This is a genomic window from Burkholderia sp. HI4860 (assembly GCF_002223045.2).
GTDB lineage: Bacteria > Pseudomonadota > Gammaproteobacteria > Burkholderiales > Burkholderiaceae > Burkholderia.
Genome location: NZ_NKFO02000003.1, coordinates 2,946,929 through 2,972,853, shown reverse-complemented (window position 1 = coordinate 2,972,853; position 25,925 = coordinate 2,946,929). Strand labels below are relative to the sequence as shown.

Annotated in this window: 21 protein-coding genes, 2 tRNA genes and 3 rRNA genes; 9 read left to right on the top strand and 17 right to left on the bottom strand. The window is 61.5% G+C overall.

The annotated features are described in order from the left end of the window. Positions 1-79 precede the first annotated feature (79 nt). The 5 genes from CFB34_RS29175 to uvrB form a co-directional block, all read right to left on the bottom strand. Complete coding sequence (locus CFB34_RS29175) at positions 80-1,477, bottom strand: 4Fe-4S binding protein (RefSeq protein WP_039370073.1); 1,398 nt, start codon at positions 1,475-1,477, stop codon at positions 80-82. Further along, on the bottom strand, positions 1,474-2,316 hold the full coding sequence (locus CFB34_RS29170; protein ID WP_089440629.1) for an FTR1 family protein: 843 nt from the start codon (positions 2,314-2,316) through the stop codon (positions 1,474-1,476). The genes CFB34_RS29175 and CFB34_RS29170 overlap by 4 nt, the downstream gene beginning before the upstream one ends. Positions 2,317-2,374: 58 nt before the next feature. Further along, complete coding sequence (locus tag CFB34_RS29165) at positions 2,375-2,707, bottom strand: cupredoxin domain-containing protein (protein ID WP_047898577.1); 333 nt, start codon at positions 2,705-2,707, stop codon at positions 2,375-2,377. A 55-nt stretch (positions 2,708-2,762) separates the two neighbouring features. Further along, the gene (locus CFB34_RS29160) at positions 2,763-3,314 is read right to left on the bottom strand and encodes an iron transporter (protein ID WP_021163417.1); all 552 of its coding nucleotides are present in this window, start codon (positions 3,312-3,314) and stop codon (positions 2,763-2,765) included. Positions 3,315-3,533: 219 nt separating this feature from the next. Beyond that, a complete protein-coding gene (gene uvrB / locus CFB34_RS29155; RefSeq protein ID WP_089440630.1) occupies positions 3,534-5,624 on the bottom strand; it encodes an excinuclease ABC subunit UvrB in 2,091 nt (696 codons plus the stop codon). A 267-nt stretch (positions 5,625-5,891) separates the two neighbouring features. On the opposite strand from uvrB, the gene CFB34_RS29150 reads away from it, so the two are divergent. After that, positions 5,892-7,091, top strand: coding sequence for an amino acid aminotransferase (locus CFB34_RS29150; RefSeq protein WP_089440631.1), 1,200 nt, complete (start codon positions 5,892-5,894; stop codon positions 7,089-7,091). 120 nt (positions 7,092-7,211) lie between these two features. Here the strand turns inward: CFB34_RS29150 and CFB34_RS29145 are convergent, their stop codons facing one another. Continuing rightward, complete coding sequence (locus CFB34_RS29145) at positions 7,212-8,000, bottom strand: 3-hydroxybutyrate dehydrogenase (protein WP_089440632.1); 789 nt, start codon at positions 7,998-8,000, stop codon at positions 7,212-7,214. A 164-nt stretch (positions 8,001-8,164) separates the two neighbouring features. On the opposite strand from CFB34_RS29145, the gene CFB34_RS29140 reads away from it, so the two are divergent. Both CFB34_RS29140 and rlmJ read left to right on the top strand, forming a co-directional pair. Beyond that, positions 8,165-9,136, top strand: a complete 972-nt coding sequence (locus tag CFB34_RS29140; protein ID WP_089440633.1) for an aldo/keto reductase — start codon at positions 8,165-8,167, stop codon at positions 9,134-9,136. A 111-nt stretch (positions 9,137-9,247) separates the two neighbouring features. Further along, positions 9,248-10,093: a 23S rRNA (adenine(2030)-N(6))-methyltransferase RlmJ gene (gene rlmJ, locus CFB34_RS29135; RefSeq protein WP_089440634.1), complete on the top strand. Its 846-nt coding sequence runs from the start codon at positions 9,248-9,250 to the stop codon at positions 10,091-10,093. Between the two features lie 15 nt (positions 10,094-10,108). Here rlmJ and CFB34_RS29130 read toward each other — a convergent pair whose 3' ends face one another. From CFB34_RS29130 to CFB34_RS29095, 8 genes are all read right to left on the bottom strand, one after another. Beyond that, complete coding sequence (locus tag CFB34_RS29130) at positions 10,109-10,477, bottom strand: hypothetical protein (protein WP_179243647.1); 369 nt, start codon at positions 10,475-10,477, stop codon at positions 10,109-10,111. 114 nt (positions 10,478-10,591) lie between these two features. Beyond that, positions 10,592-10,738 (bottom strand): DUF3563 family protein, encoded by a 147-nt coding sequence (locus tag CFB34_RS29125; protein WP_006478295.1) that lies wholly within the window; start codon positions 10,736-10,738, stop codon positions 10,592-10,594. 215 nt (positions 10,739-10,953) lie between these two features. Beyond that, positions 10,954-11,358 carry a Cu(I)-responsive transcriptional regulator gene (gene cueR, locus CFB34_RS29120; RefSeq protein WP_041493104.1) on the bottom strand — a complete coding sequence of 135 codons (405 nt, stop codon included), beginning with the start codon at positions 11,356-11,358 and terminating at the stop codon, positions 10,954-10,956. A 277-nt stretch (positions 11,359-11,635) separates the two neighbouring features. Further along, a 5S ribosomal RNA gene (rrf, locus tag CFB34_RS29115) occupies positions 11,636-11,748 on the bottom strand. A gap of 153 nt (positions 11,749-11,901) precedes the next feature. Beyond that, positions 11,902-14,782 (bottom strand): 23S ribosomal RNA (locus CFB34_RS29110). A 293-nt stretch (positions 14,783-15,075) separates the two neighbouring features. Next, positions 15,076-15,151 (bottom strand) — tRNA-Ala (locus tag CFB34_RS29105). 91 nt (positions 15,152-15,242) lie between these two features. Continuing rightward, positions 15,243-15,319: transfer RNA gene (locus tag CFB34_RS29100), tRNA-Ile, on the bottom strand. Between the two features lie 64 nt (positions 15,320-15,383). Further along, positions 15,384-16,916 (bottom strand): 16S ribosomal RNA (locus tag CFB34_RS29095). The 16S, 23S and 5S rRNA genes sit together here with 2 tRNA genes alongside, the layout of an rRNA operon. A gap of 568 nt (positions 16,917-17,484) precedes the next feature. Between CFB34_RS29095 and CFB34_RS29090 the strand changes: the two genes are divergently transcribed. From CFB34_RS29090 to CFB34_RS29075, 4 genes are all read left to right on the top strand, one after another. Next, complete coding sequence (locus CFB34_RS29090; RefSeq protein ID WP_089440650.1) at positions 17,485-18,702, top strand: DUF2863 family protein; 1,218 nt, start codon at positions 17,485-17,487, stop codon at positions 18,700-18,702. A 212-nt stretch (positions 18,703-18,914) separates the two neighbouring features. Beyond that, positions 18,915-19,751, top strand: a complete 837-nt coding sequence (locus tag CFB34_RS29085) for a response regulator transcription factor (protein WP_089440651.1) — start codon at positions 18,915-18,917, stop codon at positions 19,749-19,751. Positions 19,752-19,826: 75 nt separating this feature from the next. Beyond that, the gene (locus CFB34_RS29080; protein ID WP_072440675.1) at positions 19,827-20,501 is read left to right on the top strand and encodes an energy-coupling factor ABC transporter permease; all 675 of its coding nucleotides are present in this window, start codon (positions 19,827-19,829) and stop codon (positions 20,499-20,501) included. A 138-nt stretch (positions 20,502-20,639) separates the two neighbouring features. Continuing rightward, positions 20,640-21,293, top strand: coding sequence for a hypothetical protein (locus tag CFB34_RS29075; RefSeq protein WP_089440653.1), 654 nt, complete (start codon positions 20,640-20,642; stop codon positions 21,291-21,293). Positions 21,294-21,374: 81 nt separating this feature from the next. On the opposite strand, the gene CFB34_RS29070 is transcribed toward CFB34_RS29075, so the two are convergent. Both CFB34_RS29070 and yaaA read right to left on the bottom strand, forming a co-directional pair. After that, a complete protein-coding gene (locus CFB34_RS29070) occupies positions 21,375-22,529 on the bottom strand; it encodes a M14-type cytosolic carboxypeptidase (protein ID WP_089440654.1) in 1,155 nt (384 codons plus the stop codon). An 88-nt stretch (positions 22,530-22,617) separates the two neighbouring features. After that, positions 22,618-23,400 (bottom strand): peroxide stress protein YaaA, encoded by a 783-nt coding sequence (yaaA, locus tag CFB34_RS29065; RefSeq protein ID WP_089440655.1) that lies wholly within the window; start codon positions 23,398-23,400, stop codon positions 22,618-22,620. 57 nt (positions 23,401-23,457) lie between these two features. On the opposite strand from yaaA, the gene CFB34_RS29060 reads away from it, so the two are divergent. Next, on the top strand, positions 23,458-23,955 hold the full coding sequence (locus CFB34_RS29060) for a putative toxin-antitoxin system toxin component, PIN family (protein WP_089440656.1): 498 nt from the start codon (positions 23,458-23,460) through the stop codon (positions 23,953-23,955). 33 nt (positions 23,956-23,988) lie between these two features. Beyond that, positions 23,989-25,161: a pyridoxal phosphate-dependent aminotransferase gene (locus CFB34_RS29055; protein ID WP_089440657.1), complete on the top strand. Its 1,173-nt coding sequence runs from the start codon at positions 23,989-23,991 to the stop codon at positions 25,159-25,161. Between the two features lie 42 nt (positions 25,162-25,203). Here CFB34_RS29055 and CFB34_RS29050 read toward each other — a convergent pair whose 3' ends face one another. Continuing rightward, positions 25,204-25,860 (bottom strand): glutathione S-transferase, encoded by a 657-nt coding sequence (locus tag CFB34_RS29050; RefSeq protein WP_089440658.1) that lies wholly within the window; start codon positions 25,858-25,860, stop codon positions 25,204-25,206. Between the last annotated feature and the right edge of the window lie 65 nt (positions 25,861-25,925).

Below are 25,925 nucleotides of genomic sequence, written 5' to 3'. Positions count from 1 at the left end.
GGCGCCCGACGCGTGAAGCATGCCCCCCGGGTTCGTTACCGCGTCGCTGCGCGACCGCCGAAGCGGCACTTGATCCGCTTCAGAAACCCCAGAACATCAACCACCATGCGCTGTCGATGACGGCAAGCCCGGCGGCGAACCACGCGAATGCCGCCAGCCGGCGCGGCCAGCCCGCATAGCGGCCCGTCACTTTCCACGCGAGCCACGCACTCCATGCGTTGGCGCCGACCAGGATCGCGATGCGCACGTCGGTCGCCCAGCCGAGCGGTACATGCTCGGCACGCAGCAGCGACAGTGTCGTAGCCGACAGGCCAAGGAACACACCCGCGCCTGCAATCGGAATCAACGCCTGCGCAAGATGATGCAGCCGCACACGATCGAAGCGGCCGAGCATCAGCGTCGCACCGGCCAGCAGCACCAGCAGCGCCGTGCCGTATACGAGCCCCGTGCCGACGATGTAGCTGATGACCAGCCCGCCGTCGAGCCACGAGAACACGTCGTTGCGATCCGGATAGTGCGTGAGCAGGAACCACGGCGCATTGGTCTCGAGCGGCCACGTGATGTCATGGTCGATCAGCCAGCCCGCGAGCCATTGCTTGATCTGCACGAACCACGGGCTGACGGTCCAGTGGAACGCACCGATCGCGACGCCGAGCAGGCCGTACAGGATCAGCGCGGTGTCCCACGGGTTCGCCTGCTGCGCGCCGAGGTTCACGACCTCGTCGGACGGCGAGCGCAACGACAGCGAGATTGCATCCCGGTGCCCGCTGCAGCGGCCGCACATGTGGCAGTCCGCCGCGCCCTTCATGTTGCGCAACGGCACGAGCGGCGCGCAGTTGATCGGGATCACGCGATGGCCATGCTCGCCGTTCTTGTACGACCGGCGCCATGCATCCTCGTCGACCTTGTAGCGCATCGGCGCGAGCCGCGCGAGCAGCCCGAACACGCCGTTGACCGGGCACAGGTACTTGCACCACACGCGCTTCTCGCGGCCGTACAGCAAGCCGATCACGATCGCACCGACGGTCGAGCCACCGAGCACGAACAGCACCGCGAGCGGGTACTGGTACACGCTCACCATCTGCCCGTAGATCGTCGTGAGTCCGAACGCGACGAACGGCCAGCCGCCCCACCGCATCCAGCGCGGAATCGGGCCGCCGCGGCCGAACTTGCTCGCGAATTCGGTGAGCGCCCCTTCCGGACACAGCACGCCGCACCAGACACGGCCGAGCATCACCATCGACAGCAGCACGAACGGCCACCAGATGCCCCAGAACGTGAATTGCGCGATCAGCGTGAGGTTGTTCCACAGGTGTGCGGAGTCGTCCGGCAGCGGCAACACCGCCGGCACGATGATCAGGAACGCATAGACGGCGACGACGGCCCACTGGATACCGCGGATCAGCGCACCGTGGCGCTGCATCCATTGGCCGGCCTGCGCGAGCCAGCCCTGCTTGGCTGCGGCGACCACGCTCATGCCGCGCGACCTGCCGCGACCGCCGGACGGCGGCTCGCGCGCTTCATCAGCAGCCAGACCACCGCCCAGTACACCGCATACGCGACCAGGTTGGTCAGCGCCGGGTGGGCACGATAGCCGGTCAGCGTGGCGACGAGCGAGCCGAACGTGCCCGAATCATCGAGGATCGCGGACGTGTCCCACACCTGCGAAATGCCGAGCGGCAGGATTTCCTTGTCGATCAGCTTGTCGACGCCCGTCTGGAACAAACCTGCGCCGAGGAACAGCAGCATCACTTCCGTGACGCGGAAGAAATGCCGCCACGAGAAGTACTTGCCGCCGAGTTGCAGCAGATAGAACGTGAGGAACGCGAGGCCGAGGCCGATCACGACCGCGAGCATCTGGCTGCCGTCGACGTGCCCCGACTGGCCGAAACCGAGACCGTATAGGAAGATCACCGTCTCGCTGCCTTCGCGCGCGATCGCGAGCGCGACCAGCACCGCGACACCCCACCAGTTCGAATCGCGCGTGCTCTGCTGCAGCGATTGCTCCATGTCGCGCTTCAGCGTGCGGCCGTGCCGGCGCATCCACAGCACCATCTGCACGATCAGCACGCATGCGATCAGCACCATGGCGGTCTGGAAGTAGTCCTGCGCGTCGCCGGACAACACTTCGGTGAAACCGACCAGTGCGGCACCGAGGCCGACGGCCATCAGCAGGCCGACACCGACGCCGGTCCAGAGAAAAGGCAGGCCGCGGCGCGCGTCGTCGTCGCCGTTTTTCAGCCATGCATAGAGAATGCCGACGACGAGCAGCGCTTCGACGCTCTCCCGCCAGACGATGAACAAGATCTGACCCATCGATACCTCCTGACGCGCGGTACACCGGGCAGGCGCGCCCGCGCGCAGATAAAACGCATTACTTCGCGACGATCACGCCCTGCGCCTGCTGGTGGAAATCGTCGAAAAACTTGTATTCACCCGGTGACAACGGTGCGACGACCACGAATGAATCGGCGCCCGGCGCAAGTACCTTCTCCTTGCGCAGTTGCACGCTCTCGAATTCGGCGGCGCCCTTGCCGGTGTTCTTGATCTCGATCTTGAAACGCTGGCCGGCCGGCACTTCGATGCGGGCGGGATTCAGCTTGCCGTCCGCCATCTCGAGCTTGAACGTCGGCAGATCGGCAGCATACGCTGCGCCGGCAAGCCACAGCGCAGCGGCTGCGGCAACGATTTTCTGGGGAATTTTCATTCTGGGTTCTCTACGCCGACGGCGCGCCGAAGCGCGCCGTTCGTGATGCCACCGATCAGTAACCGCCCTTCTTGCCGATACCGGCGAACGGGAAGTCGTACTCGAGGGTAATGGGCTTGAACCATGCGCCCACGCCCGTTTCCTTGTCGATGTGACGGCCGAACGCCATGTGGCCCGTCTGCATCGGCGGCTTGACGACCATCGTCAGGTGGTACTTGCCCGGGCCGTTCAGCTTCACGTTGTCGCCGTAGTGCGGGCCATCGCTCGCGACCATGCCCATCAGGTCGCCTTCAGCCTTCCACTTCGTGTCGCCCTGCTTCGTCAGCTTGTACGTGACCTGCAGGTACGGCATCCAGTCGCCTTCCGCGAAACCCGTCGGGTTGTTCTTGACCGCATGGATGTCGGCCTCGAGGTGGATGTCGGAATCCGACGCCTTGCGCATCATCCCTTCCGGGTCCATCGTGATCGGCTGCAGGTACACCGCGCCGATTTCCATGCCGCCCTGGATCTGCTGCTTGCCGATCGGATATTCGGCAGCCGAAGCCGACATCGCGGCAAGCGCCGCCGCTACCGCAACCGTCGTGCGGATGAACGAAGAACCCAACATGGACACTCCTTGTTATTTGATCTGGAACCATGCGGACCGACCACCGGCCGGCCCACTGAAAACACTAACGCGACGAAGAACGTTAATGCGAACAATTCTCAATAATCACGAAGTTTAGCACCGAACCTGTTTCGGAACAAACGAAGAGCCGTGTAAACCCCTGATCCGACAAGGCTTACAGGTTCGTTACCGCAGGGTTTCGGTGACGCTTGGAAAGATTTACCGGCCGCCGTTGACGTGATCGCCGACGTTCGCGCCGAACACGCGCTCACGCAGCAGCGCAAGTTGGTCGCGGGTCGCGGCGGCCTTCTCGAACTCGAGATTCTTCGCGTAGTCGGCCATCTGCTTTTCGAGGCGCTTGATTTCCTTGGCAAGCTGCTTTTCCGACATGTCCTCGAATTTCGCGCGCTGCTGCGCTTCCTTCAGCTCGGCGCGTGCCTCGTCCGCGTTGTAGACGCCGTCGATGATGTCCTTGATGCGCTTCACGACACCGCGCGGCGTGATGCCCATCTTTTCGTTGTGCGCGATCTGCTTCGCCCGGCGCCGCTCGGTCTCGCCGATCGCGCGCTTCATCGACTCGGTCATGTTGTCCGCGTAGAGGATCGCCTTGCCGTTCACGTTCCGCGCCGCGCGGCCGATCGTCTGGATCAGCGAGCGCTCCGCGCGCAGGAAGCCTTCCTTGTCCGCGTCGAGGATCGCGACGAGCGACACCTCGGGAATGTCGAGCCCTTCCCGCAGCAGGTTGATCCCGACCAGCACGTCGAACGTGCCGAGCCGCAGGTCGCGGATGATCTCGACGCGCTCGACCGTGTCGATGTCGCTGTGCAGGTAACGCACCTTGACCCCGTGATCGGCGAGAAACTCGGTGAGCTGCTCGGCCATGCGCTTGGTCAGCACGGTGATCAGCACGCGCTCCTCGGCCTTCACGCGCGCGTTGATCTCGGCCAGCACGTCGTCGACCTGCGAGCTCGCCGGCCGCACTTCGATTTCCGGATCGACGAGGCCCGTCGGCCGCACGACCTGTTCGGCGATCTGCCCGGTCACGCGCTTCTCGTAGTCGGCCGGCGTGGCCGACACGAACACGACCTGGCGCATCTTGCGTTCGAACTCGGGGAACTTCAGCGGCCGGTTGTCCAGCGCCGACGGCAACCGGAACCCGTAGTTGACGAGGTTTTCCTTGCGTGCGCGGTCGCCGTTGTACATGCCGTTCAGCTGGCCGATCAGCACGTGCGACTCGTCGAGCAGCATCAGCGCATCGGGCGGCAGGTAGTCGACGAGGGTCGGCGGCGGATCGCCGGGCGCCGCGCCCGAGAAATGTCGCGAGTAGTTCTCGATGCCCTTGCAGAAGCCGAGCTCCTGCAGCATCTCGAGATCGAAGCGCGTGCGCTGCTCGAGGCGCTGCGCCTCGACGAGCTTGCCGTCTCGGTGAAAGAACTCGAGCCGCTCGCGCAATTCGTCCTTGATCGTCTCGACCGCGCGCATCACGGTGTCGCGCGGCGTCACGTAGTGCGACGACGGATACACGGTGAAGCGCGGGATCTTCTGCCGCACGCGCCCCGTCAGCGGGTCGAACAGTTGCAGCGTCTCCACCTCGTCGTCGAACAGTTCGACGCGCACGGCGAGCTCCGCGTGTTCGGCCGGGAAGATGTCGATCGTGTCGCCGCGCACGCGGAACGTACCGCGCTGAAAATCCTGCTCGTTGCGTGTGTATTGCATCGCGATCAGCCGCGCGATCACGTCGCGCTGGCCGAGCTTGTCGCCCGCACGCAGCGTCAGGATCATCTGGTGGTATTCGGACGGGTTGCCGATACCGTAGATCGCCGACACCGTCGCGACGATCACGACATCGCGGCGCTCCATCAGGCTCTTCGTCGCCGACAGCCGCATCTGCTCGATGTGCTCGTTGATCGACGAATCCTTCTCGATGAACAGGTCGCGCTGCGGCACATACGCTTCCGGCTGGTAATAGTCGTAGTACGAGACGAAGTACTCGACCGCGTTGCGCGGGAAGAACTCGCGAAATTCCGAGTAGAGCTGCGCGGCGAGCGTCTTGTTCGGCGCGAACACGATCGCCGGGCGGCCGAGCCGCGCGATCGTGTTCGCCATCGTGAAGGTCTTGCCCGAGCCTGTCACGCCGAGCAGCGTCTGGAACGAGAGACCGTCCTCGACCCCTTCGACGAGCGTCTGGATCGCAGTTGGCTGGTCGCCTGCGGGCGGATACGGCTGATACAGCTGGAACGGCGACCCTTCGAAGGTCACGAATTTCGATTCGTCGAGCGCGTCGCCGGTTTCGGCTTTATGTTCGGACATGGAATGCGGCCGGAGCGAGGGCAAAGAAAGCATTCTAGCGCTTCGCGGCCTCGCGAACTGCTGTCGACTCCTGACGCGCGACGGCCGCCCGAAATCGCGATCTCCGGCCGAATTTCGCCGCCGAAACGCCGCCCCCGCCTGCGCGAATTCGCTACAATGTCAGGCTGCTGCGCTTTCCGGCGTCGTGCCTGCCTGCGCGCGGTCCATCCACCGCGCCCGCCCCGCCCGTTGAAAGCCTGACCCTCTTTTCACTACTGCCGAATCATCATGTCGCTCTTCTCTGCTGTCCAGCTTGCTCCCCGCGACCCGATCCTGGGCCTGAACGAAGCCTTCAACGCCGATGCGCGTCCGACCAAGGTCAACCTCGGCGTCGGTGTGTATACGAACGAAGAAGGCAAGATTCCGCTGCTGCGCGCGGTTCGTGAAGCAGAGAAGGTGCGTGTCGAGGCCGGCCTGCCGCGCGGCTACCTGCCGATCGACGGCATCGCCGCCTACGATGCGGCCGTGCAGAAGCTGCTGCTCGGCAACGACTCGCCGCTGATCGCGGCCGGTCGCGTGGTCACGGCCCAGGCACTGGGCGGCACGGGCGCGCTGAAGATCGGCGCCGATTTCCTGCGCACCGTGAACCCGAACGCGAAGGTCGCGATCAGCGATCCGAGCTGGGAAAACCACCGCGCGCTGTTCGAAGCAGCCGGCTTCGAAGTCGTTGCGTACCCGTATTACGACGCTGCCACCAACGGTGTGAACTTCGAAGGCATGCTGTCGGCACTGAACAGCTACGCGGCAGGTACGGTCGTCGTGCTGCACGCGTGCTGCCATAACCCGACCGGCGTGGACCTGACCGAAGCGCAATGGCAACAGGTCGTCGACGTCGTGAAGGCGCGCAACCTCGTGCCGTTCCTCGACATGGCCTACCAGGGTTTCGGCGAAAGCATCGAGGCCGATGCCGCTGCCGTGCGCCTGTTTGCCGCGGCTGACCTGAACGCATTCGTGTCGTCGTCGTTCTCGAAGTCGTTCTCGCTGTACGGCGAGCGCGTCGGCGCACTGTCGATCATCACGTCGAGCAAGGAAGAAGCGACGCGCGTGCTGTCGCAACTGAAGCGCGTGATCCGCACGAACTACTCGAACCCGCCGACCCATGGCGGCGCCGTGGTCGCAGCGGTGCTCGCATCGCCGGAACTGCACGCTTCGTGGGTGCAGGAACTCGGTGAAATGCGCGATCGCATCCGCGCAATGCGCAATGGTCTCGTCGAGCGCCTGAAGGCAAGCGGCGTCGATCGCGACTTCAGCTTCATCAACGAGCAGCGCGGGATGTTCTCGTATTCGGGCCTGACCTCGGCGCAAGTCGATCGCCTGCGCGACGAGTTCGGCATCTACGCAGTCGGCACGGGCCGGATCTGCGTCGCCGCACTGAACACGCGCAACCTCGACGCGGTCGCCAACGCGGTCGCAGCGGTCCTGAAGTAACACGGCTTGAGCAGGCGGCGGCCGTCATCGGCCGCGCCCTGCCAAAATGAAAAACGCGCTCCGTGGAGCGCGTTTTTTTATGCCTTTGACCGGCGGGCAGCGACCCTGCCCGCCCCCGCATTACTGCATGAACCAGCCGTGGCTGACGACGATCGACTGGCCCGTGAGCGCGGCGCTCGGGAACGCCGACAGGAACAGCACCGTCTGCGCGACGTCCTGAACGGTCGTAAACACGCCGTCGACCGTATTGCCGAGCATCACCTTCTTCACCACTTCCTCTTCGCTGATCCCGAGCTCCTTCGCCTGCTCCGGAATCTGCTTGTCGACCAGCGGCGTGCGCACGAAGCCCGGACACACCACGTGCGAGCGCACGTTGTGCTTCGCGCCTTCCTTCGCCAGCACGCGGGCCAGGCCAAGCAGGCCGTGCTTGGCCGTCACGTATGCCGACTTCAGCGGTGACGCCTCGTGCGAGTGCACCGAACCCATATAGATCACGACACCGCCGCGATCGTCCTTGTACATGTGCTTGAGCGCGGCCTTGGTCGTCAGGAACGCGCCGTCGACGTGGATCGCCTGCATCTTCTTCCAGTCTGCAAACGAATAGTTCTCGATCGGGTTGACGATCTGGATGCCCGCGTTCGACACGAGGATGTCGACCGAGCCGAACGTTTCGGCTACCTTGTCGATGCCGCTGTTCACGGCTTCCTCGTTCGTCACGTCCATCGCGACGCCGATTGCCTTGCCGCCCGCCTTGACGATCTCGTCGGCGACCGCGTTCGCGCCGTCCTGGTTCAGGTCGGCGATCGCAACGGCCGCGCCTGCTTTCGCGAGCTCGAGTGCGATTTCCTTGCCGATGCCGCTTGCGGCGCCCGTGACGACTGCGGTCTTGCCGCTCAGATCTGCTGCCATGTCCGTCTCCTCCCGTTGTCGGATCGATAAAACAAGCGCCCACCGCATCCGCTACCGTCGCGCGATCGTGCTGGCGGGCCAGCCGTCATTGTGCACGATCGGCCCCGCCGTTCGCGCGCAAAACGTCTAAGCTTAAGGTCGGTTCCATCATCCAGGAGATTCGCATGCACTATCGACGGCTAGGTCGCTCCGGTCTGCAGATCAGCGAGCTTTCGCTCGGTTCGTGGGTGACGTACGGCAACCAGATCGACCAGCGGGTCGCGCGCGAATGCCTGGCTGCGGCGCGCGACGCAGGCGTCAATTTCTTCGACAACGCCGAGGTCTACGCCGGCGGCAAGTCCGAGGAAATCATGGGCCACGCGCTCAAAACGCTCGACTGGCCGCGCATCAGCTACATCGTGTCCACGAAATTCTTCTGGGGGCTCGCCGAAGCGCCGAACCAGTATCACACGCTGAACCGGAAATACCTGCTGAACGCCATCGACGGCTCGCTGCGCCGGCTGCAACTCGACTATGTCGACCTCGTCTATTGCCATCGCCCCGACCCGAACACGCCGATCGAGGAAACCGTCTGGGCGATGAGCGACATGATCGTGCGCGGCAAGGCGCTGTACTGGGGCACGTCGGAATGGAGTGCCGACGAGATCCGTGCTGCATGCGAGATCGCCGAGCGGCATCACCTGCACAAGCCGGTCGTCGAGCAGCCGCAGTACAACCTGTTCCACCGCACGCGGGTCGAACAGGAATATGCGCGGCTCTACGAAGACTACGGTCTCGGCCTCACGACCTGGAGCCCGCTGGCATCGGGCCTGCTCACCGGCAAGTACCGTAACGGCGTGCCGCCCGGCAGCCGCGCACAGTTACAGGGTTACGACTGGATGCGCGACCGCCTGACCAATCCGGCCGCCAACGACATCGTCGAACGGCTCGGCACAATTGCAGCCGAGCTCGGCTGCAGCACTGCCCAACTCGCGATCGCGTGGGTACTCGCCAATCCGCGCGTGAGTTCGGTCATCACAGGCGCGTCGCGGGTCGAGCAGATCAGTGACAACATGCGCGCGCTCGACGTTGCCGCGAAGCTGACGCCGCATGTGAAGCAACGCATCGAGGAGGTGGTCGGCGATGCGTACGAGTAAGGCGATCCGCGGCCACTCGCGTACAATAGCGGCCCGCATCGGCGCCCCGCCTGACGGCCGCGCACGATCGATCGCTTTCACCGATTCACCTTTCGTTTCAGGCAGCCCGCCATGCTCAGTTATCGTCACGGTTTTCACGCAGGCAACCACGCGGACGTGCTCAAGCACGCCGTCGTCGTCCAGCTGCTGCGCTACCTGAACAAGAAGGACAAGTCTTACTGGTACATCGACACGCATGCAGGCGCCGGGGTGTACTCGCTGCGCGACGGCTACGCGGCGAAGACGTCGGAATTCGACACCGGCATGGGCCGGCTGTGGAACGAAAAGAACCTGCCGGAGGTGCTGGGCGACTATGTGGATGAAGTACGCGCGCTGAACGACGACGGCGAACTGCGCTTCTACCCGGGTTCCCCGTACATCGCATGGCGATCGATGCGCGAGCAGGACCGCATGCGCCTGTTCGAAATGCACACGACAGAAATCGACGTGCTGCGCCACAATTTCCGCGATGCGGGCCGACGCGCGATGATTTTCGCCGGCGACGGCTTCGAAGGCATCAAGGCGTTGCTGCCGCCGCCGCCGCGACGCGCACTCGTGCTGATCGACCCGTCCTACGAGGACAAGAAGGATTATGCGCGCACGGTGGCATGCGTGACGGAGTGTCTGAAGCGTTTCGCGACGGGCTGCTATGCGGTCTGGTACCCGCAGGTGACCCGGACGGAATCGCAGCGTTTTCCCGAGCAGTTGAAGCGCCTGCAACCGAACAATTGGCTGCACCTGACATTGACGGTGTCGAATCCGCCGACTGACGGGCTGGGTCTCTACGGCAGCGGGATGTTCATTCTGAATCCGCCGTATACGCTCGCCCAGAGCATGAACGAGGCACTGCCCTACCTGGTCGAGATGCTCGGACAGGATAGCGGCGCCCGCTGCCAGATCGAGCACCGCGGAAACTGATCGGGCAACCGGCCGTTACGGCTGAGGTGTCGGCGCGAGCCTCGGCTGGTTGGCCGGCTGCCCACCCCACGCGGGGACATTGATATACGGCGCGACGAACAGCGGAACCGACGTGTTCGGCGCCTGCCCGGCCGGAGCCCGCATCCCTGCCGGCTCGACGATCGGCTCGGAAGACAACGGTGCCGTTTGCATCACCAACCCGCCCTTGCCGTCCTGGATACCGCGTTGCGTATCGAGAATCAGCGGCTTGGACGACGTCGCGGCAACAGCCGCGAGCCCGTGGACCAGCACCGCCGCGCCCAGAACGAGACGCGCGCGGGCACTTCGACGCACATCGAGACGCAAACGCATGATCGTGTCCTTCAGGATGAAAAGCAGGTGCATACCATAGCGCTGCACTGACGATTGCGCCAGATCCGGCGCACAAAAAACAAAGCCCCGTCAAATACGGGGCTTGCTTATCGCTCGGTGCCACATGGCACCTGACGGTGACTCCGATTACAGCGAGTAGCCGTTGGTTTCGAGCGAGCGGATGCGGCTCTCGAGCTGGACGATGTCCGACGACGTGGCAAGGTAGGCCTCACGGCGTTCACGTTCTGCGGATTCGAACCAGTTGCTCAGCTTTTCGACGATGTAGGCGATCATGACATTCTCCAAGGAAGGGGGACCCCTGGTGAATCGGCGTTCAGGGATTTCCCGTATAGGGTTATCCCGAATTATAGCGATGCTGCACCAAGATGCTAGTGAAATACTTGCATGGGAACCATTCCCAATCGGAATGGCTGGCCACCAACATCGCATAACCCGTTGATTTTTATGAAAATCGAGTCAAGGCCTGATTTGGACGTCGAGCGAGTGCACTAATTTGGTTCACCGACGGGGTCGGACAAACGCGCCAAAATCGGGCATTCGGGCCGCCCGTCACCGTGACAGTGCGCGGCAAGGTCGGCCAGTGTATCGCGCATGTCGCTCAGCTCGGCGATGCGCTTGTCGAGTTCGGCCACATGCTCGAGGGCAATCGACTTCACTTCGGCGCTCGCGCGGGAACGGTCTTGCCAGAGCATCAGCAGCTTGCGGATATCCTCGACGAGAAAGCCAAGGCGTCGCGCCTGACGGATGAAGCGCAGGATATGGATCTCGTCTGCGCCGTAGATCCGGTAGCCGGCATCAGTACGCTTGCTTGGCGCAAGCAGGCCGACCTGTTCGTAGTACCGGATCATCTTTGCGCTGACTCCGGATTCGCGCGACGCGTCGCCGATATTCATTCCGCCCTCTCCATCAAGCCCTGATTTCGAACATGAACGTCGACGTGTGCGATCGCCGACGACACGTCGATCGTATCAAATCGCGTAGTTTCGTTCCGGGGTAAGGGTTGACGGCAGGATGGCGGCTGATTGATCTGGCGTGCGTGCCGTTGGTATGTGGAGGATGGTGTGCCCTTCTGTCATCCAAGAGGTGTGCTCGATACCAGGTGCGTCGCGCATTTCCGCCGCGCAAATGCAAAAACCCCCGCCTTTCGGGCGGGGGTTCTTGGCTTAGGGAGCCTGACGATTACCTACTTTCACACGGGAATCCGCACTATCATCGGCGTAGAGTCGTTTCACGGTCCTGTTCGGGATGGGAAGGGGTGGGACCGACTCGCTATGGTCATCAGGCAAAGAGGGTTGTTGTGCTGGCTTTGCAGCACAACCAATCCGGGAAGAAGCAGTAATTTTGAGTTGTGTGTATCACACACGAGAATCCAACTTGTCGCTTGGGATCGCAGCTCGTGCAGGGCACGGCGCCGATCTACAAGGCAGACTTGTTATAGGATCAAGCCTTACGGGCAATTAGTATCAGTTAGCTGAACGCATTACTGCGCTTACACACCTGACCTATCAACGTCCTGGTCTCGAACGACCCTTCAAGGGGATCTAGTCCCCAGGGATATCTCATCTTAAGGCGAGTTTCCCGCTTAGATGCTTTCAGCGGTTATCTCTTCCGAACATAGCTACCCGGCGATGCCACTGGCGTGACAACCGGTACACCAGAGGTTCGTCCACTCCGGTCCTCTCGTACTAGGAGCAGCCCCCTTCAAATATCCAACGCCCACGGCAGATAGGGACCAAACTGTCTCACGACGTTTTAAACCCAGCTCACGTACCTCTTTAAATGGCGAACAGCCATACCCTTGGGACCGGCTACAGCCCCAGGATGAGATGAGCCGACATCGAGGTGCCAAACACCGCCGTCGATATGAACTCTTGGGCGGTATCAGCCTGTTATCCCCAGAGTACCTTTTATCCGTTGAGCGATGGCCCTTCCATACAGAACCACCGGATCACTATGACCTGCTTTCGCACCTGCTCGACTTGTCGGTCTCGCAGTTAAGCACGCTTATGCCATTGCACTATCAGCACGATTTCCGACCGTACCTAGCGTACCTTCGTACTCCTCCGTTACGCTTTGGGAGGAGACCGCCCCAGTCAAACTGCCTACCATGCACTGTCCCCGACCCGGATCACGGGCCAAGGTTAGAACCTCAAACAAACCAGGGTGGTATTTCAAGGACGGCTCCACCGAAACTAGCGTTCCGGTTTCATAGCCTCCCACCTATCCTACACAGATCGGTTCAAAGTCCAATGCAAAGCTACAGTAAAGGTTCATGGGGTCTTTCCGTCTAGCCGCGGGTAGATTGCATCATCACAAACACTTCAACTTCGCTGAGTCTCGGGAGGAGACAGTGTGGCCATCGTTACGCCATTCGTGCAGGTCGGAACTTACCCGACAAGGAATTTCGCTACCTTAGGACCGTTATAGTTACGGCCGCCGTTTACCGGGACTTCAATCAAGAGCTTGCACCCCATCATTTAATCTTCCGGCACCGGGCAGGCGTCACACCCTATACGTCCACTTTCGTGTTTGCAGAGTGCTGTGTTTTTATTAAACAGTCGCAGCCACCAGTTTATTGCAACCCTTTCACCCTCCTGGCGCAGGCCAGTCAAGCTACAAGGGCGTACCTTATCCCGAAGTTACGGTACCAATTTGCCGAGTTCCTTCTCCCGAGTTCTCTCAAGCGCCTTAGAATACTCATCTCGCCCACCTGTGTCGGTTTGCGGTACGGTCATCGTTAGACTGAAGCTTAGAGGCTTTTCTTGGAACCACTTCCAATTGCTTCGCTCCCTAAGGAGCTCGCGCCACACCCTTGAATTACGCGCCCGGATTTGCCTAAGCGCCTTCTCCAATGCAGCGACCGGGACTTCCAACACCCGGACAACCTTCCGCGATCCGTCCCCCATCGCATCTAACAATGGTGCAGGAATATTGACCTGCTTCCCATCAGCTACGCATTTCTGCCTCGCCTTAGGGGCCGACTCACCCTACGCCGATGAACGTTGCGTAGGAAACCTTGGGCTTACGGCGAGGGGGCCTTTCACCCCCTTTATCGCTACTCATGTCAGCATTCGCACTTCCGATACCTCCAGCACGCTTTTCAACGCACCTTCGCAGGCTTACGGAACGCTCTCCTACCATGCGTGCAAAGCACGCATCCGCAGCTTCGGTATATAGCTTAGCCCCGTTACATCTTCCGCGCAGGACGACTCGATCAGTGAGCTATTACGCTTTCTTTAAAGGGTGGCTGCTTCTAAGCCAACCTCCTGACTGTTTTAGCCTTCCCACTTCGTTTCCCACTTAGCTATATTTGGGGACCTTAGCTGGCGGTCTGGGTTGTTTCCCTCTTGACACCGGACGTTAGCACCCGATGTCTGTCTCCCGTGATTGCACTCTTCGGTATTCGGAGTTTGCTATGGCGGGGTAATCTGCAATAGACCCCCCAACCATGACAGTGCTCTACCCCCGAAGGTGAGACACGAGGCACTACCTAAATAGTTTTCGGAGAGAACCAGCTATTTCCAAGTTTGTTTAGCCTTTCACCCCTATCCACAGCTCATCCCCTAACTTTTCAACGTTAGTGGGTTCGGACCTCCAGTACGTGTTACCGCACCTTCATCCTGGCCATGGATAGATCACTTGGTTTCGGGTCTACGCCCAGCAACTGAACGCCCTATTCGGACTCGCTTTCGCTACGCCTGCCCTATACGGTTAAGCTTGCTACTGAACGTAAGTCGCTGACCCATTATACAAAAGGTACGCCGTCACCCCTTTCGAGGCTCCGACTGTTTGTATGCATGCGGTTTCAGGATCTATTTCACTCCCCTCCCGGGGTTCTTTTCGCCTTTCCCTCACGGTACTGGTTCACTATCGGTCGATCACGAGTATTTAGCCTTGGAGGATGGTCCCCCCATCTTCAGACAGGATTTCACGTGTCCCGCCCTACTTGTCGCACACCTAGTTCTTTCATACTGTTTTCGCCTACAGGGCTATCACCTGCTATGGCCGCACTTTCCAGAGCGTTCGGCTAACAATACAAATAAAGAGTGCAAGGCTCATCCCATTTCGCTCGCCACTACTTTGGGAATCTCGGTTGATTTCTTTTCCTGCGGTTACTTAGATGTTTCAGTTCACCGCGTTCGCTTCACATGGCCTATGTATTCAGCCATGGATACTCCAAAAGGAGTGGGTTTCCCCATTCGGACATCTACGGATCAAAGCTTGTTTGCCAGCTCCCCGTAGCTTTTCGCAGGCTACCGCGTCCTTCATCGCCTGTGATCGCCAAGGCATCCACCACATGCACTTGTTCGCTTGACCCTATAACGAGTCTGTCTCGCGACAGTCGCTACAGGTTGAGTTCTCGCGTTGTGCCGTATTCCAATTTAAGTCGAACATAGAGTTCGAATCATCTTGAGATACATCGATACAATCACAACCCGGATAGTTTTCACGTCCATCTCAAGACGCTTCCGCTATCCAAATTACTTGCTTCTTCCAGATTGTTAAAGAACGACAGCCGATATGGTTTTACTCATATCACTCTGACTGGCTCAATCGCCAATGCAAAATTCTCGGTTCAGTGTCTGAACCAAGCCCTTAGCGTTGGTGATTGGTGGAGGCAGACGGGATCGAACCGACGACCCCCTGCTTGCAAAGCAGGTGCTCTCCCAGCTGAGCTATGCCCCCATGAGTACAGATAACCTCAGGTACCTACAGCCTATCGGCATGGGCTGCTCGTAAGCGCTAAAGCGCTAACGATCACCGACACGTCAGACAATGGTGGGTCTGGTTGGATTCGAACCAACGACCCCCGCCTTATCAAGACGGTGCTCTAACCGACTGAGCTACAGACCCCTGAGTCTGTCTTTAAATTTACAGCCGATAAGCGTGAGCGCTCAACTTGTGCGAGAAGCTCTGGAAAGGAGGTGATCCAGCCGCACCTTCCGATACGGCTACCTTGTTACGACTTCACCCCAGTCATGAATCCTACCGTGGTGACCGTCCTCCTTGCGGTTAGACTAGCCACTTCTGGTAAAACCCACTCCCATGGTGTGACGGGCGGTGTGTACAAGACCCGGGAACGTATTCACCGCGGCATGCTGATCCGCGATTACTAGCGATTCCAGCTTCATGCACTCGAGTTGCAGAGTGCAATCCGGACTACGATCGGTTTTCTGGGATTAGCTCCCCCTCGCGGGTTGGCAACCCTCTGTTCCGACCATTGTATGACGTGTGAAGCCCTACCCATAAGGGCCATGAGGACTTGACGTCATCCCCACCTTCCTCCGGTTTGTCACCGGCAGTCTCCTTAGAGTGCTCTTGCGTAGCAACTAAGGACAAGGGTTGCGCTCGTTGCGGGACTTAACCCAACATCTCACGACACGAGCTGACGACAGCCATGCAGCACCTGTGCGCCGGTTCTCTTTCGAGCACTCCCACCTCTCAGCAGGATTCCGACCATGTCAAGGGTAGGTAAGGTTTTTCGCGTTGCATCGAATTAATCCACATCATCCACCGCTTGTGCGGGTCCCCGTCAATTCCTTTGAGTTTTAATCTTGCGACCGTACTCCCCAGGCGGTCAACTTCACGCGTTAGCTACGTTACTAAGGAAATGAATCCCCAACAACTAGTTGACATCGTTTAGGGCGTGGACTACCAGGGTATCTAATCCTGTTTGCTCCCCACGCTTTCGTGCATGAGCGTCAGTATTGGCCCAGGGGGCTGCCTTCGCCATCGGTATTCCTCCACATCTCTACGCATTTCACTGCTACACGTGGAATTCCCCCCCCCTCTGCCATACTCTAGCCTGCCAGTCACCAATGCAGTTCCCAGGTTGAGCCCGGGGATTTCACATCGGTCTTAGCAAACCGCCTGCGCACGCTTTACGCCCAGTAATTCCGATTAACGCTCGCACCCTACGTATTACCGCGGCTGCTGGCACGTAGTTAGCCGGTGCTTATTCTTCCGGTACCGTCATCCCCCGACTGTATTAGAGTCAAGGATTTCTTTCCGGACAAAAGTGCTTTACAACCCGAAGGCCTTCTTCACACACGCGGCATTGCTGGATCAGGCTTTCGCCCATTGTCCAAAATTCCCCACTGCTGCCTCCCGTAGGAGTCTGGGCCGTGTCTCAGTCCCAGTGTGGCTGGTCGTCCTCTCAGACCAGCTACTGATCGTCGCCTTGGTAGGCCTTTACCCCACCAACTAGCTAATCAGCCATCGGCCAACCCTATAGCGCGAGGCCCGAAGGTCCCCCGCTTTCATCCGTAGATCGTATGCGGTATTAATCCGGCTTTCGCCGGGCTATCCCCCACTACAGGACATGTTCCGATGTATTACTCACCCGTTCGCCACTCGCCACCAGGTGCAAGCACCCGTGCTGCCGTTCGACTTGCATGTGTAAGGCATGCCGCCAGCGTTCAATCTGAGCCAGGATCAAACTCTTCAGTTTAAACCTGTTACTGTTTTCGGTTCAGTTAAGAACCGGTCGCTCACTCAAAGCTGACAGGTAAATGAATTACTTCATAAACCTGACTTACTTTAGTGTGAGACTCTTGATACTTTCGCTATCTGATCCGAGGATCAGCTCGCTTTCATCAAGCGCCCACACTTATCGGCTGTTAATTTTTAAAGAGCATTCTGCGAGGAACTTCGTGCTTCCCGGCAGCGCTGCGTTTTCAGCAGCAGAGAAGCGAGATTATGAACCGTGTTTCGCAGCTCGTCAACAACTTTTTACACTACATCGTTGCGACTGCGGGGCTCAACTTCCAGGCTAGTTGCGCGCTCCAGACTCCAGCACACCGTCAACCCTGCTTCTCTTCTCCCGCGCCGCGTTTCCGTTAGCGCGAAAGAGGCGTGATTGTAGGTAGCTCGCGACATTCGCGCAAGGGGTTTGAAGCAACTTTTTTACAAAAGCTGCAATTTGGCCAGCCGGCCGTGTGTCGGCACGAGACCGCTTATGGTGCAAAGAACGGACTAGAATGTGAGGCTCTTCGCCTCTTTCTATATACGTCTTTAATATGCGCCAGCGAATCGCCAAACGCCTCCCCCCCGATGCCGACAAACTGGTCGGCCTGTCGCTTGCGCTCTTCGCCTCGGGCAGCCGCATCGAGGACCGCTTCTGGGAAGCGAAGCTCGACGCGCTGCTCGCCAAGATTGTCCGCAACGGCAACCAGACCACGCTCGACGCAGCGCTCGACCATCTGCAGCAAAATCATCCCGACGCCTATGGCGCGCTCGCCGACATGGCCGAGACGCACAGCGAGTCGATGGTGATCGAGCACGACGGCCAACCGTTCGATGCGCTGCTGGTCGCCGTCCCGGTTCTCGCATGGACGCGCTACATGATTCCGTCGGGCCCGCTCAAGGGCGACGTTGCCGACGCACTTCGAACGCACCTGCAGGCGCACGTCCTTGCGAACGGCACCCTCGTCGGGCTCGCCCCGTTCCTCTATAGCATCGACCAGTTGCCGCGACACCACGTCGAGACCTACCGGCTCGCCCAGCAGCTCGCGCATGGGGCGATCAGCCAGCATACGCCCAAGCTCAGCTTCGGCGACCTGCCCGAAACCTCGCCGATCCTCGCCGACCCGCGCTTCCTGCTCGCCGTCGTTGCGGCCCCCGCCGGCGCTCCGCTGTTCCGCTGGCAGGAAGAAGAAAACGGCAGCCGGATCGAACGCGGCCAGTGCCTCGAGCAATGGACGGCCCAAGGCGGCCCGAACCTGTCGATCGCGCTGCCCGGCTGCGAATTCGAATGCCTGCTTCCGGACGCGTACTATTCGGCCTGCCGGGATGCGGACGAACGTATCCGTCCACATACGGTCCGAACGGCCATTCGTTATCTATTCGACACACTTGGTGCGGCACCGCAAGAGCTGCGCGCGGTGGTCGCCGGCTTCGGCGAACGCCGTATCGACGAGTACCGTGTCGGCTTCACGCGGCGGGCTAGCAACGACGTAATCTACGGCGTCGTATGGCCGCTCTACGGGCGTGAAAACGGCGACTTGTCGATCGACAGTGCGACGCTCGAAGGCGAAGCGCCGATCGAAGGACCGGTCGAGGAAATCGTGAGTCTGCTCAAGGAATGCGGCGTAACCGACGTCCGGCGGCACGCCGGGCGCTTCGAACCCGAATATTGCGATGACTGCGGCGTGCCGCTCTATGCAGATCCGCTCGGTGAAATCGTCCACGCGGAAATGCCGGAAGACGCGTCCCCCGCCCAGCCGCACTTCCACTAATCCGCAGCACAGCAGGCCCGACGGCCTGCCCGCCTGAAGCCGCTCACGGTTCCCGCCGGAGCGGCTTTTTACTTGTCTGTCCTCCCGCCGCCCGAAATTTCATACTTTTCCTAAGCCTTTCAGCCAAGCAGACATCGTGTAAGGTCTTTGTCATTATCAGACCCAAGGCATGCCAGACGGCAGATCAATGGCTCACATTACGGAGGTTGAATATGCGGTTCCTGATGCTCAATTCAGACGCCGAGCGGCGTGACGGACTGAAGGCCCTGTTGCGACAGATCGACCGTCACGCCGGCATCAACGATGTGCCCGACAGTTTTCAGGCGCGCCGGCTACTGCGCAACCAGCGTTTCGACCTGGTCGCGATCGACTGGCTCGACGTCGGCCGGCTCAGCGAGCTTCAGGCGCTGTGCAGCGCGTGCTCGCCGACACCGGTCGCCGTTCTCGTCGACGAAACATCGCCAGAGGCCATCCAGCGCTTCTTCAACTACGGTGTCGCCGGCGTGATCCCGCATTCCACGCGGCCACACCTGATCGTGCGTGCGCTCGAGATCGTGCTGCTGGGCGGACACTACATTCCGCCGATCGCGCTGCGCCTGCTGCCTTCCACTGCTGCGGCGCGCTACGATGCCCATTTCCAGACGCTCGCCGGGTCGCTTCCCCGGCGGCCGCCAAGCGGCCTCCTGTCGCCGCGACAAGCGCAGATCATGCGCTTCGTCCACATGGGCAGCACCAACAAGATGATCGCTCGCACACTCGGCATCAGCGAAGGCACCGTCAAGATCCACCTCGCCAGCATCTTCCAGCAACTTGGTGCCGCCAACCGGGCCGCCGCGGTCGCCATCTACAACGGCTGGCTGTCGCCCCACCTCGAGGTGCTGTTGGCGAACCGCAGTCGTGCGCGCAAGCCGCCCATCGGCGAACAGGGCCCGGTTCCGCTGCGTACGCAACGGAGTAACCGCCCGTACCCGTTGCCGGCCTCGATCGATAGCGCGCAGGACCTGCCGATCGCCGCCGAGCCGCCGGCGCGGTTCCGGCGCGAACGCTAGCCAAACAGTCTCGATATTGCGACGGTCGGTGTGTGCGGATTCCCACCTTTGATGCTCAACGAGTAATATGGACGCATGGGTTTTCTTTTCACACCGCTTCCGCTCTGGGTTGGCATCGGTGGCTGGATCGCCGCCGTGGCCCTGCTCGCGCTCGCGATCTGGAATCGTCCCTTCGTGCGCCTGCAGGACGCCACGCTCCAGCACGTATGGCTCGCGCTCGTCACCGCCATTGCGGTCCTCTGGGCCTCGAATGCGTGGCTCGACGATGGCATCGTCATGCATCTGCTCGGCGCGACGCTGCTCGTCACGCTGTTCGACTGGACACTCGCACTGATCGCGATGGGCGCTGTCACAGCGGTCGCCGCGATCATCTTCGATGCGCCTTGGCAGGGCATTGGCCTGACCTATCTGATCTACGGCGCGCTGCCGGTCGCCGTGTCGGCATTGCTGCAGCGCGCCGCACTCGCATGGTTGCCGCACAATCTCGCGTCGTTCATTACCGGCCAGGGATTCCTGTCGCCCGCCATCGCGATCATCGCGGTCGCCGCTGCCGCTGCCGGGGTCCAGCTCGCGCTCGCGGATGGCGTTCCCGTCGTGATTCCGGCCGGCTATCTGCTGAACACCGCGCTGCTCGCGCTTGGCGAAGCGTGGTTCACCGGCATGGCGACCGCACTCATCGCTGTCTATCGTCCCGCGTGGGTCACGACCTTCGACGTCCGGCGCTATCGTCTCGGCGGCCCGCGCGCCTGAATTGCCCTCCGGCAACGGCGCCGTCATCACGCGCCGGCCCCCCTCGCTCAGTACGGCAGAATGCGACATCTACTGCCGCACAACTTTTTTACGCTAAGATTGAACTCCGGTTCTTCATCGGGCATCTATACGTGCCCGATGTCTCATTCGCTCCTCACCAATAACCAGATGGACAGCTCTCCTGCGTCGCTCCGGATTTTCCGGGCGCTCGGCAAGCTGGCAGCCTGCATTGCGGGCCTGTCGCTTGCGCTTCCGACACCGGCATTCGCCGATTTGCTCGACCAGCGCTCCGAACTGATCAACAAATTCGTCAACGAAATGCATGCCGATCCGCTCGCCGCCGATTGTGCAGCGCACGGCAGTTTCATCGCCAGCACGTCGTCGGCCTTCGACCGCGTCGACTTCGCGCCGAACGCATTCGACAGCGGCAACGCGACTATCACGCCATGGAATGACTCGTTCGACCAGGGCAAGCAGCGCGTGAAGGTCGACAATATCGTCACGGTCGACGGCCTCGGCGTCCATAGCGACGGCAGCGACCCGACGCCGCTGAAATTCCGATGCGGCTATGTCGGTCAGCAGATGCTCGCGTTCAGCTGGAACGACCCGGTTCCGCCGCTTAAGCCGCGCGTCGAGCGCTCCTCGTCCTCGACGAAGAAATTCAAGGGCAAGTCGCACCGAGGCAAGGGCAAGGCAAAGGCATCGGGCCGTACCGGCAGCAAGAAGGCCGTCGGCACGAAAAAGTCGAGCGGCCAGAAAAAAGTCGTGAAGAAGACCGCGAAGAAGTCCTGATCCGCCGAAGCGACATCCACAGAAGTAAAAAAGCCGGGGCATCCTGAGATGCCCCGGCTTTTTCATACGGCGACGCTACGCTTACGCAAACGTGTCGACGTGCACCAGGATCGCCGCCAGCATCGCCGCGCCGAGCGCCGCGCTTCGCTCGCCGTTCCAGCCGACGCGTTCGTCGGGCAGGTTCGCGTTGTCCTTGAACGGCATCTCGAGCGTCAGCGACAGACAGCCGAACTGATGGCCGATGTACTTCGACGCGAGCTTGAGCGCGTCCTCCTTGTACTTGCTTGCGGCATAGCCGTGCTCAGTCTGGAAGTCCGGGCTCGCGACCTTGAACGCTTCGATGAACGCGGTCTGCTCCTTGCCCTGCTGCTCGGTAAAGCTCGGCAGCATCTCGGATCCGGCAACGAACACATACGGCAGATCCTCGTCGCCGTGGATGTCGAAGAACATGTCGCAGCCGATCGCATGGATTGCATCGCGCACGGCCAGCACCTCGGGGCTGCGCTCGGCATCGGGCGCCATCCACTCGCGGTTCAGGTTCGCGCCTGCGGCATTGGTGCGCAGGTTGCCATGCACGCTGCCGTCCGGGTTCATGTTCGGGACGATATAGAACGTCGCACGATCGTACAGCTTGCGCGCGACCGGGTCGCCTGCCCAGTCGCCCCATCCGGCCAGCCGCTTGACGAGGCCTTCGACGAACCATTCGGCCATCGACTCGCCGGGATGCTGGCGCGCGATGACCCACACCTTCTTCTTCGGCGCGCCATCGGTTTCCGGCGTACCGAGCGTCAGCAGCGACATCGGGCGACCTTCAACCGTGCGACCGAGTTCGACGACGCTCGCCTGCGGCAACTGCTGGACCGCGCCGAGAAACGCCGCGTGACGCTCTTCCGAGTACGGTTCGAAATACGCGTAGTAGATGCTGTCGAATTCCGGCGTATGGTCGATGGTCATCGTCTTGCCGTCGAACGTCGTCGGCACGCGAAACCAGTCGACCCGGTCATAGCTCGCCACCGCGCTGTAATTGCGCCAGCCCGACGGATACGCGCATTCGGCAGCATTCTCGAACGTCATCACGCAGCGCTCGCCGCGCGCGCCCGTCAAGCGGTAGTAAAACCATTGCGCGAATTCCGAGCGGGTGTCGCCGCGCACGCGCAGCCGAATCGCATCGGGACTGTCGCACGACACGACGTCGATTGCGCCTGCGTCGAAATTGCTGGTGATCGAAAGGGCCATCTGTCTCTCCTGGGGCGACCGGAACAGGCGGTGTAGCGCTCGCCCGGCCTCATGCATGCGCCGGCCGTCTCGTGAACGGCCGGCAGGGTCACTCGCCGACTCGCCGGCGATATACGTAAGTCGAATCGTTCGACGCGGCCGCATCGAACGCATAGCCTTCCGCCGCGAAATCCTTCAGCGCCTTCGGGTCGGTAATACGGTTCTCGACGATAAAACGCGCCATCAGACCGCGCGCACGCTTCGCATGGAAGCTGATGATCTTGTAGCGGCCGCCCTTCCAGTCCTCGAACACCGGCGTGATGACCGGTGCGACCAGCAGTTTCGGCTTGACCGACTTGAAGTATTCGGTCGACGCGCAGTTGACCAGCACGCGCGCCGCGCCGCTGCGCGTTTCGAGCTGTTCGTTCAGCGCACGCGTGATGCGGTCGCCCCAGAACGCGTACAGATCCTTGCCGCGCGCATTCGCGAAGCGCGTGCCCATCTCGAGCCGGTACGGCTGCAGCAGGTCGAGCGGACGCAGCAGCCCGTACAGGCCCGACAGCACGCGCACGTGCTGCTGCGCATAGTCGAGATCGGCGGACGACAGCGATTTCGCGTCGAAACCTTCATAGACGTCGCCGTTGAACGCGAGCACGGCCTGCTTCGCGTTGGCCGGCGTAAAGGTCCGCGACCAATCCGCGTAGCGCTGGAAATTCAGGCGCGCGAGCGGATCGGAAATATCCATCAGCGTTGCGATGTCCTGCGGCGACAGCTTGCGCAGGCCGTCGATCAGTTCGGACGCGTCGGCGACGAATGCAGGCTTCGTGTAAGACTGGACGTGCGCGGGCGTATCGTAGTCGAGGGATTTGGCTGGAGAGAGAACGATTATCATAGAGGCTCGCTGGCACGCCGTGCCTTGCGGTCAGACGAAAACCACCGATTGTAACGAATGACCCGCTCTCTCGCCCCGCACGCCGCGCACCGCGTCGTGCTCGACTCGAACGTCTGGATCGACATCCTCGTATTCGACGACCCCGCTACGCGCCCGATCCGGGCCGCGCTGGAACGCGGCGCGCTGGCCGCCGTGATCGACGGCCGCTGCCTGACCGAGCTCGAATACGTGCTCGACTATCCGCAGTTCCAGTCGCGCGCCATCGACAAGGCGGCCGCACTCGCGACCGTCGCCCGGCTCGCGAGCCTCGTCGAGCCGCCGCCCGTCGACGCCGACGCGCCGCCGCTGCCGAAGTGCAAGGACCGCGACGACCAGAAGTTTCTCGAACTCGCCCGCGCCGCGCAGGCCGAGTGGCTCGTATCGAAAGACCGCGCGCTGCTGAAGCTCGCGAAGCGCACCGCACGCGACTTCGGCTTCCGGATCGCGCAGCCCGCGCCATTTACCGAGGCCTGCTCGCTCGACGCCGCGCCGGACACGACGACCACGCCGGCCTGACCTACGCCGCACCACCCGATTTCGACCGTATCGATGAACGCTCCTTCAGACATGCCAACGACTCCCGTTTTCCCCTCGCGCCTGCCGAACGTCGGCACGACGATCTTTACGGTCATGAGCGCGCTTGCCGCCGAAAAAGGCGCGGTGAACCTCGGCCAGGGCTTTCCGGATTTCGACTGCGATCCGCGCATCATCGATGCGGTTGCCGCCGCGATGCGCAACGGGCACAACCAGTATCCGCCGATGGCCGGTGTCGCGCCGCTGCGCGACGCGATCGCGGACAAGATCGCGCAGGTCTACGGCCGGCGTTACGATCCGGCGACCGAAATCACCGTGACGGGCGGCGCGACGCAGGCGTTGCTGACCGCGATCATGTGCACGGTGCATCCGGGTGATGAAGTGATCGTCGTCGAACCGACCTACGACAGCTACCTGCCGTCGATCGAACTCGCGGGCGGCAAGCCCGTGTTCGTCACGCTGGAAGCACCCGACTACGCGATCCCGTTCGACCGTCTGGCGGCCGCGATCACGCCGAAAACGCGCATGATCCTGATCAACACGCCACATAACCCGACCGGGACCGTGTGGCGCGAGTCGGACATGCACAAGCTCGAGGAGATCGTGCGCGGCACCAACGTGCTGATCCTGTCCGACGAGGTCTACGAGCACATGGTCTATGACGGCGCGCGCCACGAGAGCGTCGCGCGCTATCCGGAACTCGCCGCGCGCAGCTTCATCGTGTCGAGCTTCGGCAAGACCTATCACGTGACGGGCTGGAAGGTCGGCTATGTCGCGGCGCCTGCCGCGCTGACCGCGGAATTCCGCAAGGTCCACCAGTTCAACGTGTTCACGGTGAACACGCCGATGCAGATCGGGCTCGCCGACTACCTGCGCGACCCGGCGCCGTACCTGACGCTTGCCGACTTCTACCAGAAGAAGCGCGATTTCTTCCGGGCCGGCCTCGAGCGCACCCGCTTCAAGCTGCTGCCCTGCACGGGCACGTACTTCCAGTGCGTCGATTATTCGGCGATCAGCGACCTGCCGGAAGCGGAATTCTCGAAGTGGCTCACGTCGGAGATCGGCGTGGCCGCCATTCCGGTGTCGGCGTTCTATCACGAGCCGCACGAATCGGGCGTCGTCCGATTCTGCTTCGCGAAGCAGGAAAGCACGCTCGCGTCCGCACTCGAACGGCTCGCCCGCCTGTAAGACCCGCACGGGCGGTCGCACGCCGCCCTGCGGGAACCGCGCTTACGAACGCGCGACGCTCGTCGCGTCGATATACGCCTTGCGCTCGGCCGCCACGCGCTGCGCGGCAGGGCGCTCGCCCACCTTCTTCGCGTGCGCCTTCCAGTCGATGCCTGCATCGAGCAGGAAATCGCGCCCGAATACGGCTTTCGTCGCCATGCCGATGACCGGCAGATGAACCCACGCGGCGATGTCCGCGAGACCGAACGACTCGCCGAGCACATACGGCGAAAACCGCGTCATCTGCTTGAATGCATCGATCGCGCGCGGCAGGCGCTTCTCGACGTGCGCCTTCATCCCGTCGCTGACCTTGCCGCCGAAAAACGCTTCGGTGTAGACCTCGCGCGCCATCCACTCGAGATACAGTTCGAGCGTCTCGATGAGTTCGCGCACCTTCGCGGCCGCGAACGGGCTCGCCGGGAAAATGCCTTTTTCGGGATAGCGCGCCGCCAGGTACTCGATGATCACTTGCGACTCGAACAGTGCGCCTTCTTCGGTCTTCAGAAAGGGGATCTTGCCGAGCGGCGAATCGGCGAGCTGTGCCGGATCGCTGACCGGCAATCCGCATACCGACTCCTCGAACGGAATGTCATGCTCGAGCAGGACGAACTTCACCTTGTTGTAATAGTTGGACAACGGAATACCGCACAGCTGTAGCATCGGGGGCTCCTTCCTTGCTGAAGCGCGGCCGCATCGATATCGGCCGCATCGGGATTCATCGCGCT

Coding starts and splice junctions, on each gene's coding strand:
- CFB34_RS29085 (WP_089440651.1), top strand. CDS start 18,915: ATGCGGTTCCTGATGCTCAATTCAGACGCCGAGCGGCGTGACGGACTG.
- CFB34_RS29055 (WP_089440657.1), top strand. CDS start 23,989: ATGAACGCTCCTTCAGACATGCCAACGACTCCCGTTTTCCCCTCGCGC.
- CFB34_RS29050 (WP_089440658.1), bottom strand. CDS start 25,860: ATGCTACAGCTGTGCGGTATTCCGTTGTCCAACTATTACAACAAGGTG.
- yaaA (WP_089440655.1), bottom strand. CDS start 23,400: ATGATAATCGTTCTCTCTCCAGCCAAATCCCTCGACTACGATACGCCC.
- uvrB (WP_089440630.1), bottom strand. CDS start 5,624: ATGTCCGAACATAAAGCCGAAACCGGCGACGCGCTCGACGAATCGAAA.
- CFB34_RS29080 (WP_072440675.1), top strand. CDS start 19,827: ATGGGTTTTCTTTTCACACCGCTTCCGCTCTGGGTTGGCATCGGTGGC.
- CFB34_RS29130 (WP_179243647.1), bottom strand. CDS start 10,477: ATGCACCTGCTTTTCATCCTGAAGGACACGATCATGCGTTTGCGTCTC.
- CFB34_RS29175 (WP_039370073.1), bottom strand. CDS start 1,477: ATGAGCGTGGTCGCCGCAGCCAAGCAGGGCTGGCTCGCGCAGGCCGGC.
- CFB34_RS29060 (WP_089440656.1), top strand. CDS start 23,458: ATGACCCGCTCTCTCGCCCCGCACGCCGCGCACCGCGTCGTGCTCGAC.
- cueR (WP_041493104.1), bottom strand. CDS start 11,358: ATGAATATCGGCGACGCGTCGCGCGAATCCGGAGTCAGCGCAAAGATG.
- CFB34_RS29125 (WP_006478295.1), bottom strand. CDS start 10,738: ATGATCGCCTACATCGTCGAAAAGCTGAGCAACTGGTTCGAATCCGCA.
- CFB34_RS29140 (WP_089440633.1), top strand. CDS start 8,165: ATGCACTATCGACGGCTAGGTCGCTCCGGTCTGCAGATCAGCGAGCTT.
- CFB34_RS29075 (WP_089440653.1), top strand. CDS start 20,640: ATGTCTCATTCGCTCCTCACCAATAACCAGATGGACAGCTCTCCTGCG.
- CFB34_RS29150 (WP_089440631.1), top strand. CDS start 5,892: ATGTCGCTCTTCTCTGCTGTCCAGCTTGCTCCCCGCGACCCGATCCTG.
- CFB34_RS29165 (WP_047898577.1), bottom strand. CDS start 2,707: ATGAAAATTCCCCAGAAAATCGTTGCCGCAGCCGCTGCGCTGTGGCTT.
- CFB34_RS29170 (WP_089440629.1), bottom strand. CDS start 2,316: ATGGGTCAGATCTTGTTCATCGTCTGGCGGGAGAGCGTCGAAGCGCTG.
- rlmJ (WP_089440634.1), top strand. CDS start 9,248: ATGCTCAGTTATCGTCACGGTTTTCACGCAGGCAACCACGCGGACGTG.
- CFB34_RS29070 (WP_089440654.1), bottom strand. CDS start 22,529: ATGGCCCTTTCGATCACCAGCAATTTCGACGCAGGCGCAATCGACGTC.
- CFB34_RS29090 (WP_089440650.1), top strand. CDS start 17,485: ATGCGCCAGCGAATCGCCAAACGCCTCCCCCCCGATGCCGACAAACTG.
- CFB34_RS29145 (WP_089440632.1), bottom strand. CDS start 8,000: ATGGCAGCAGATCTGAGCGGCAAGACCGCAGTCGTCACGGGCGCCGCA.
- CFB34_RS29160 (WP_021163417.1), bottom strand. CDS start 3,314: ATGTTGGGTTCTTCGTTCATCCGCACGACGGTTGCGGTAGCGGCGGCG.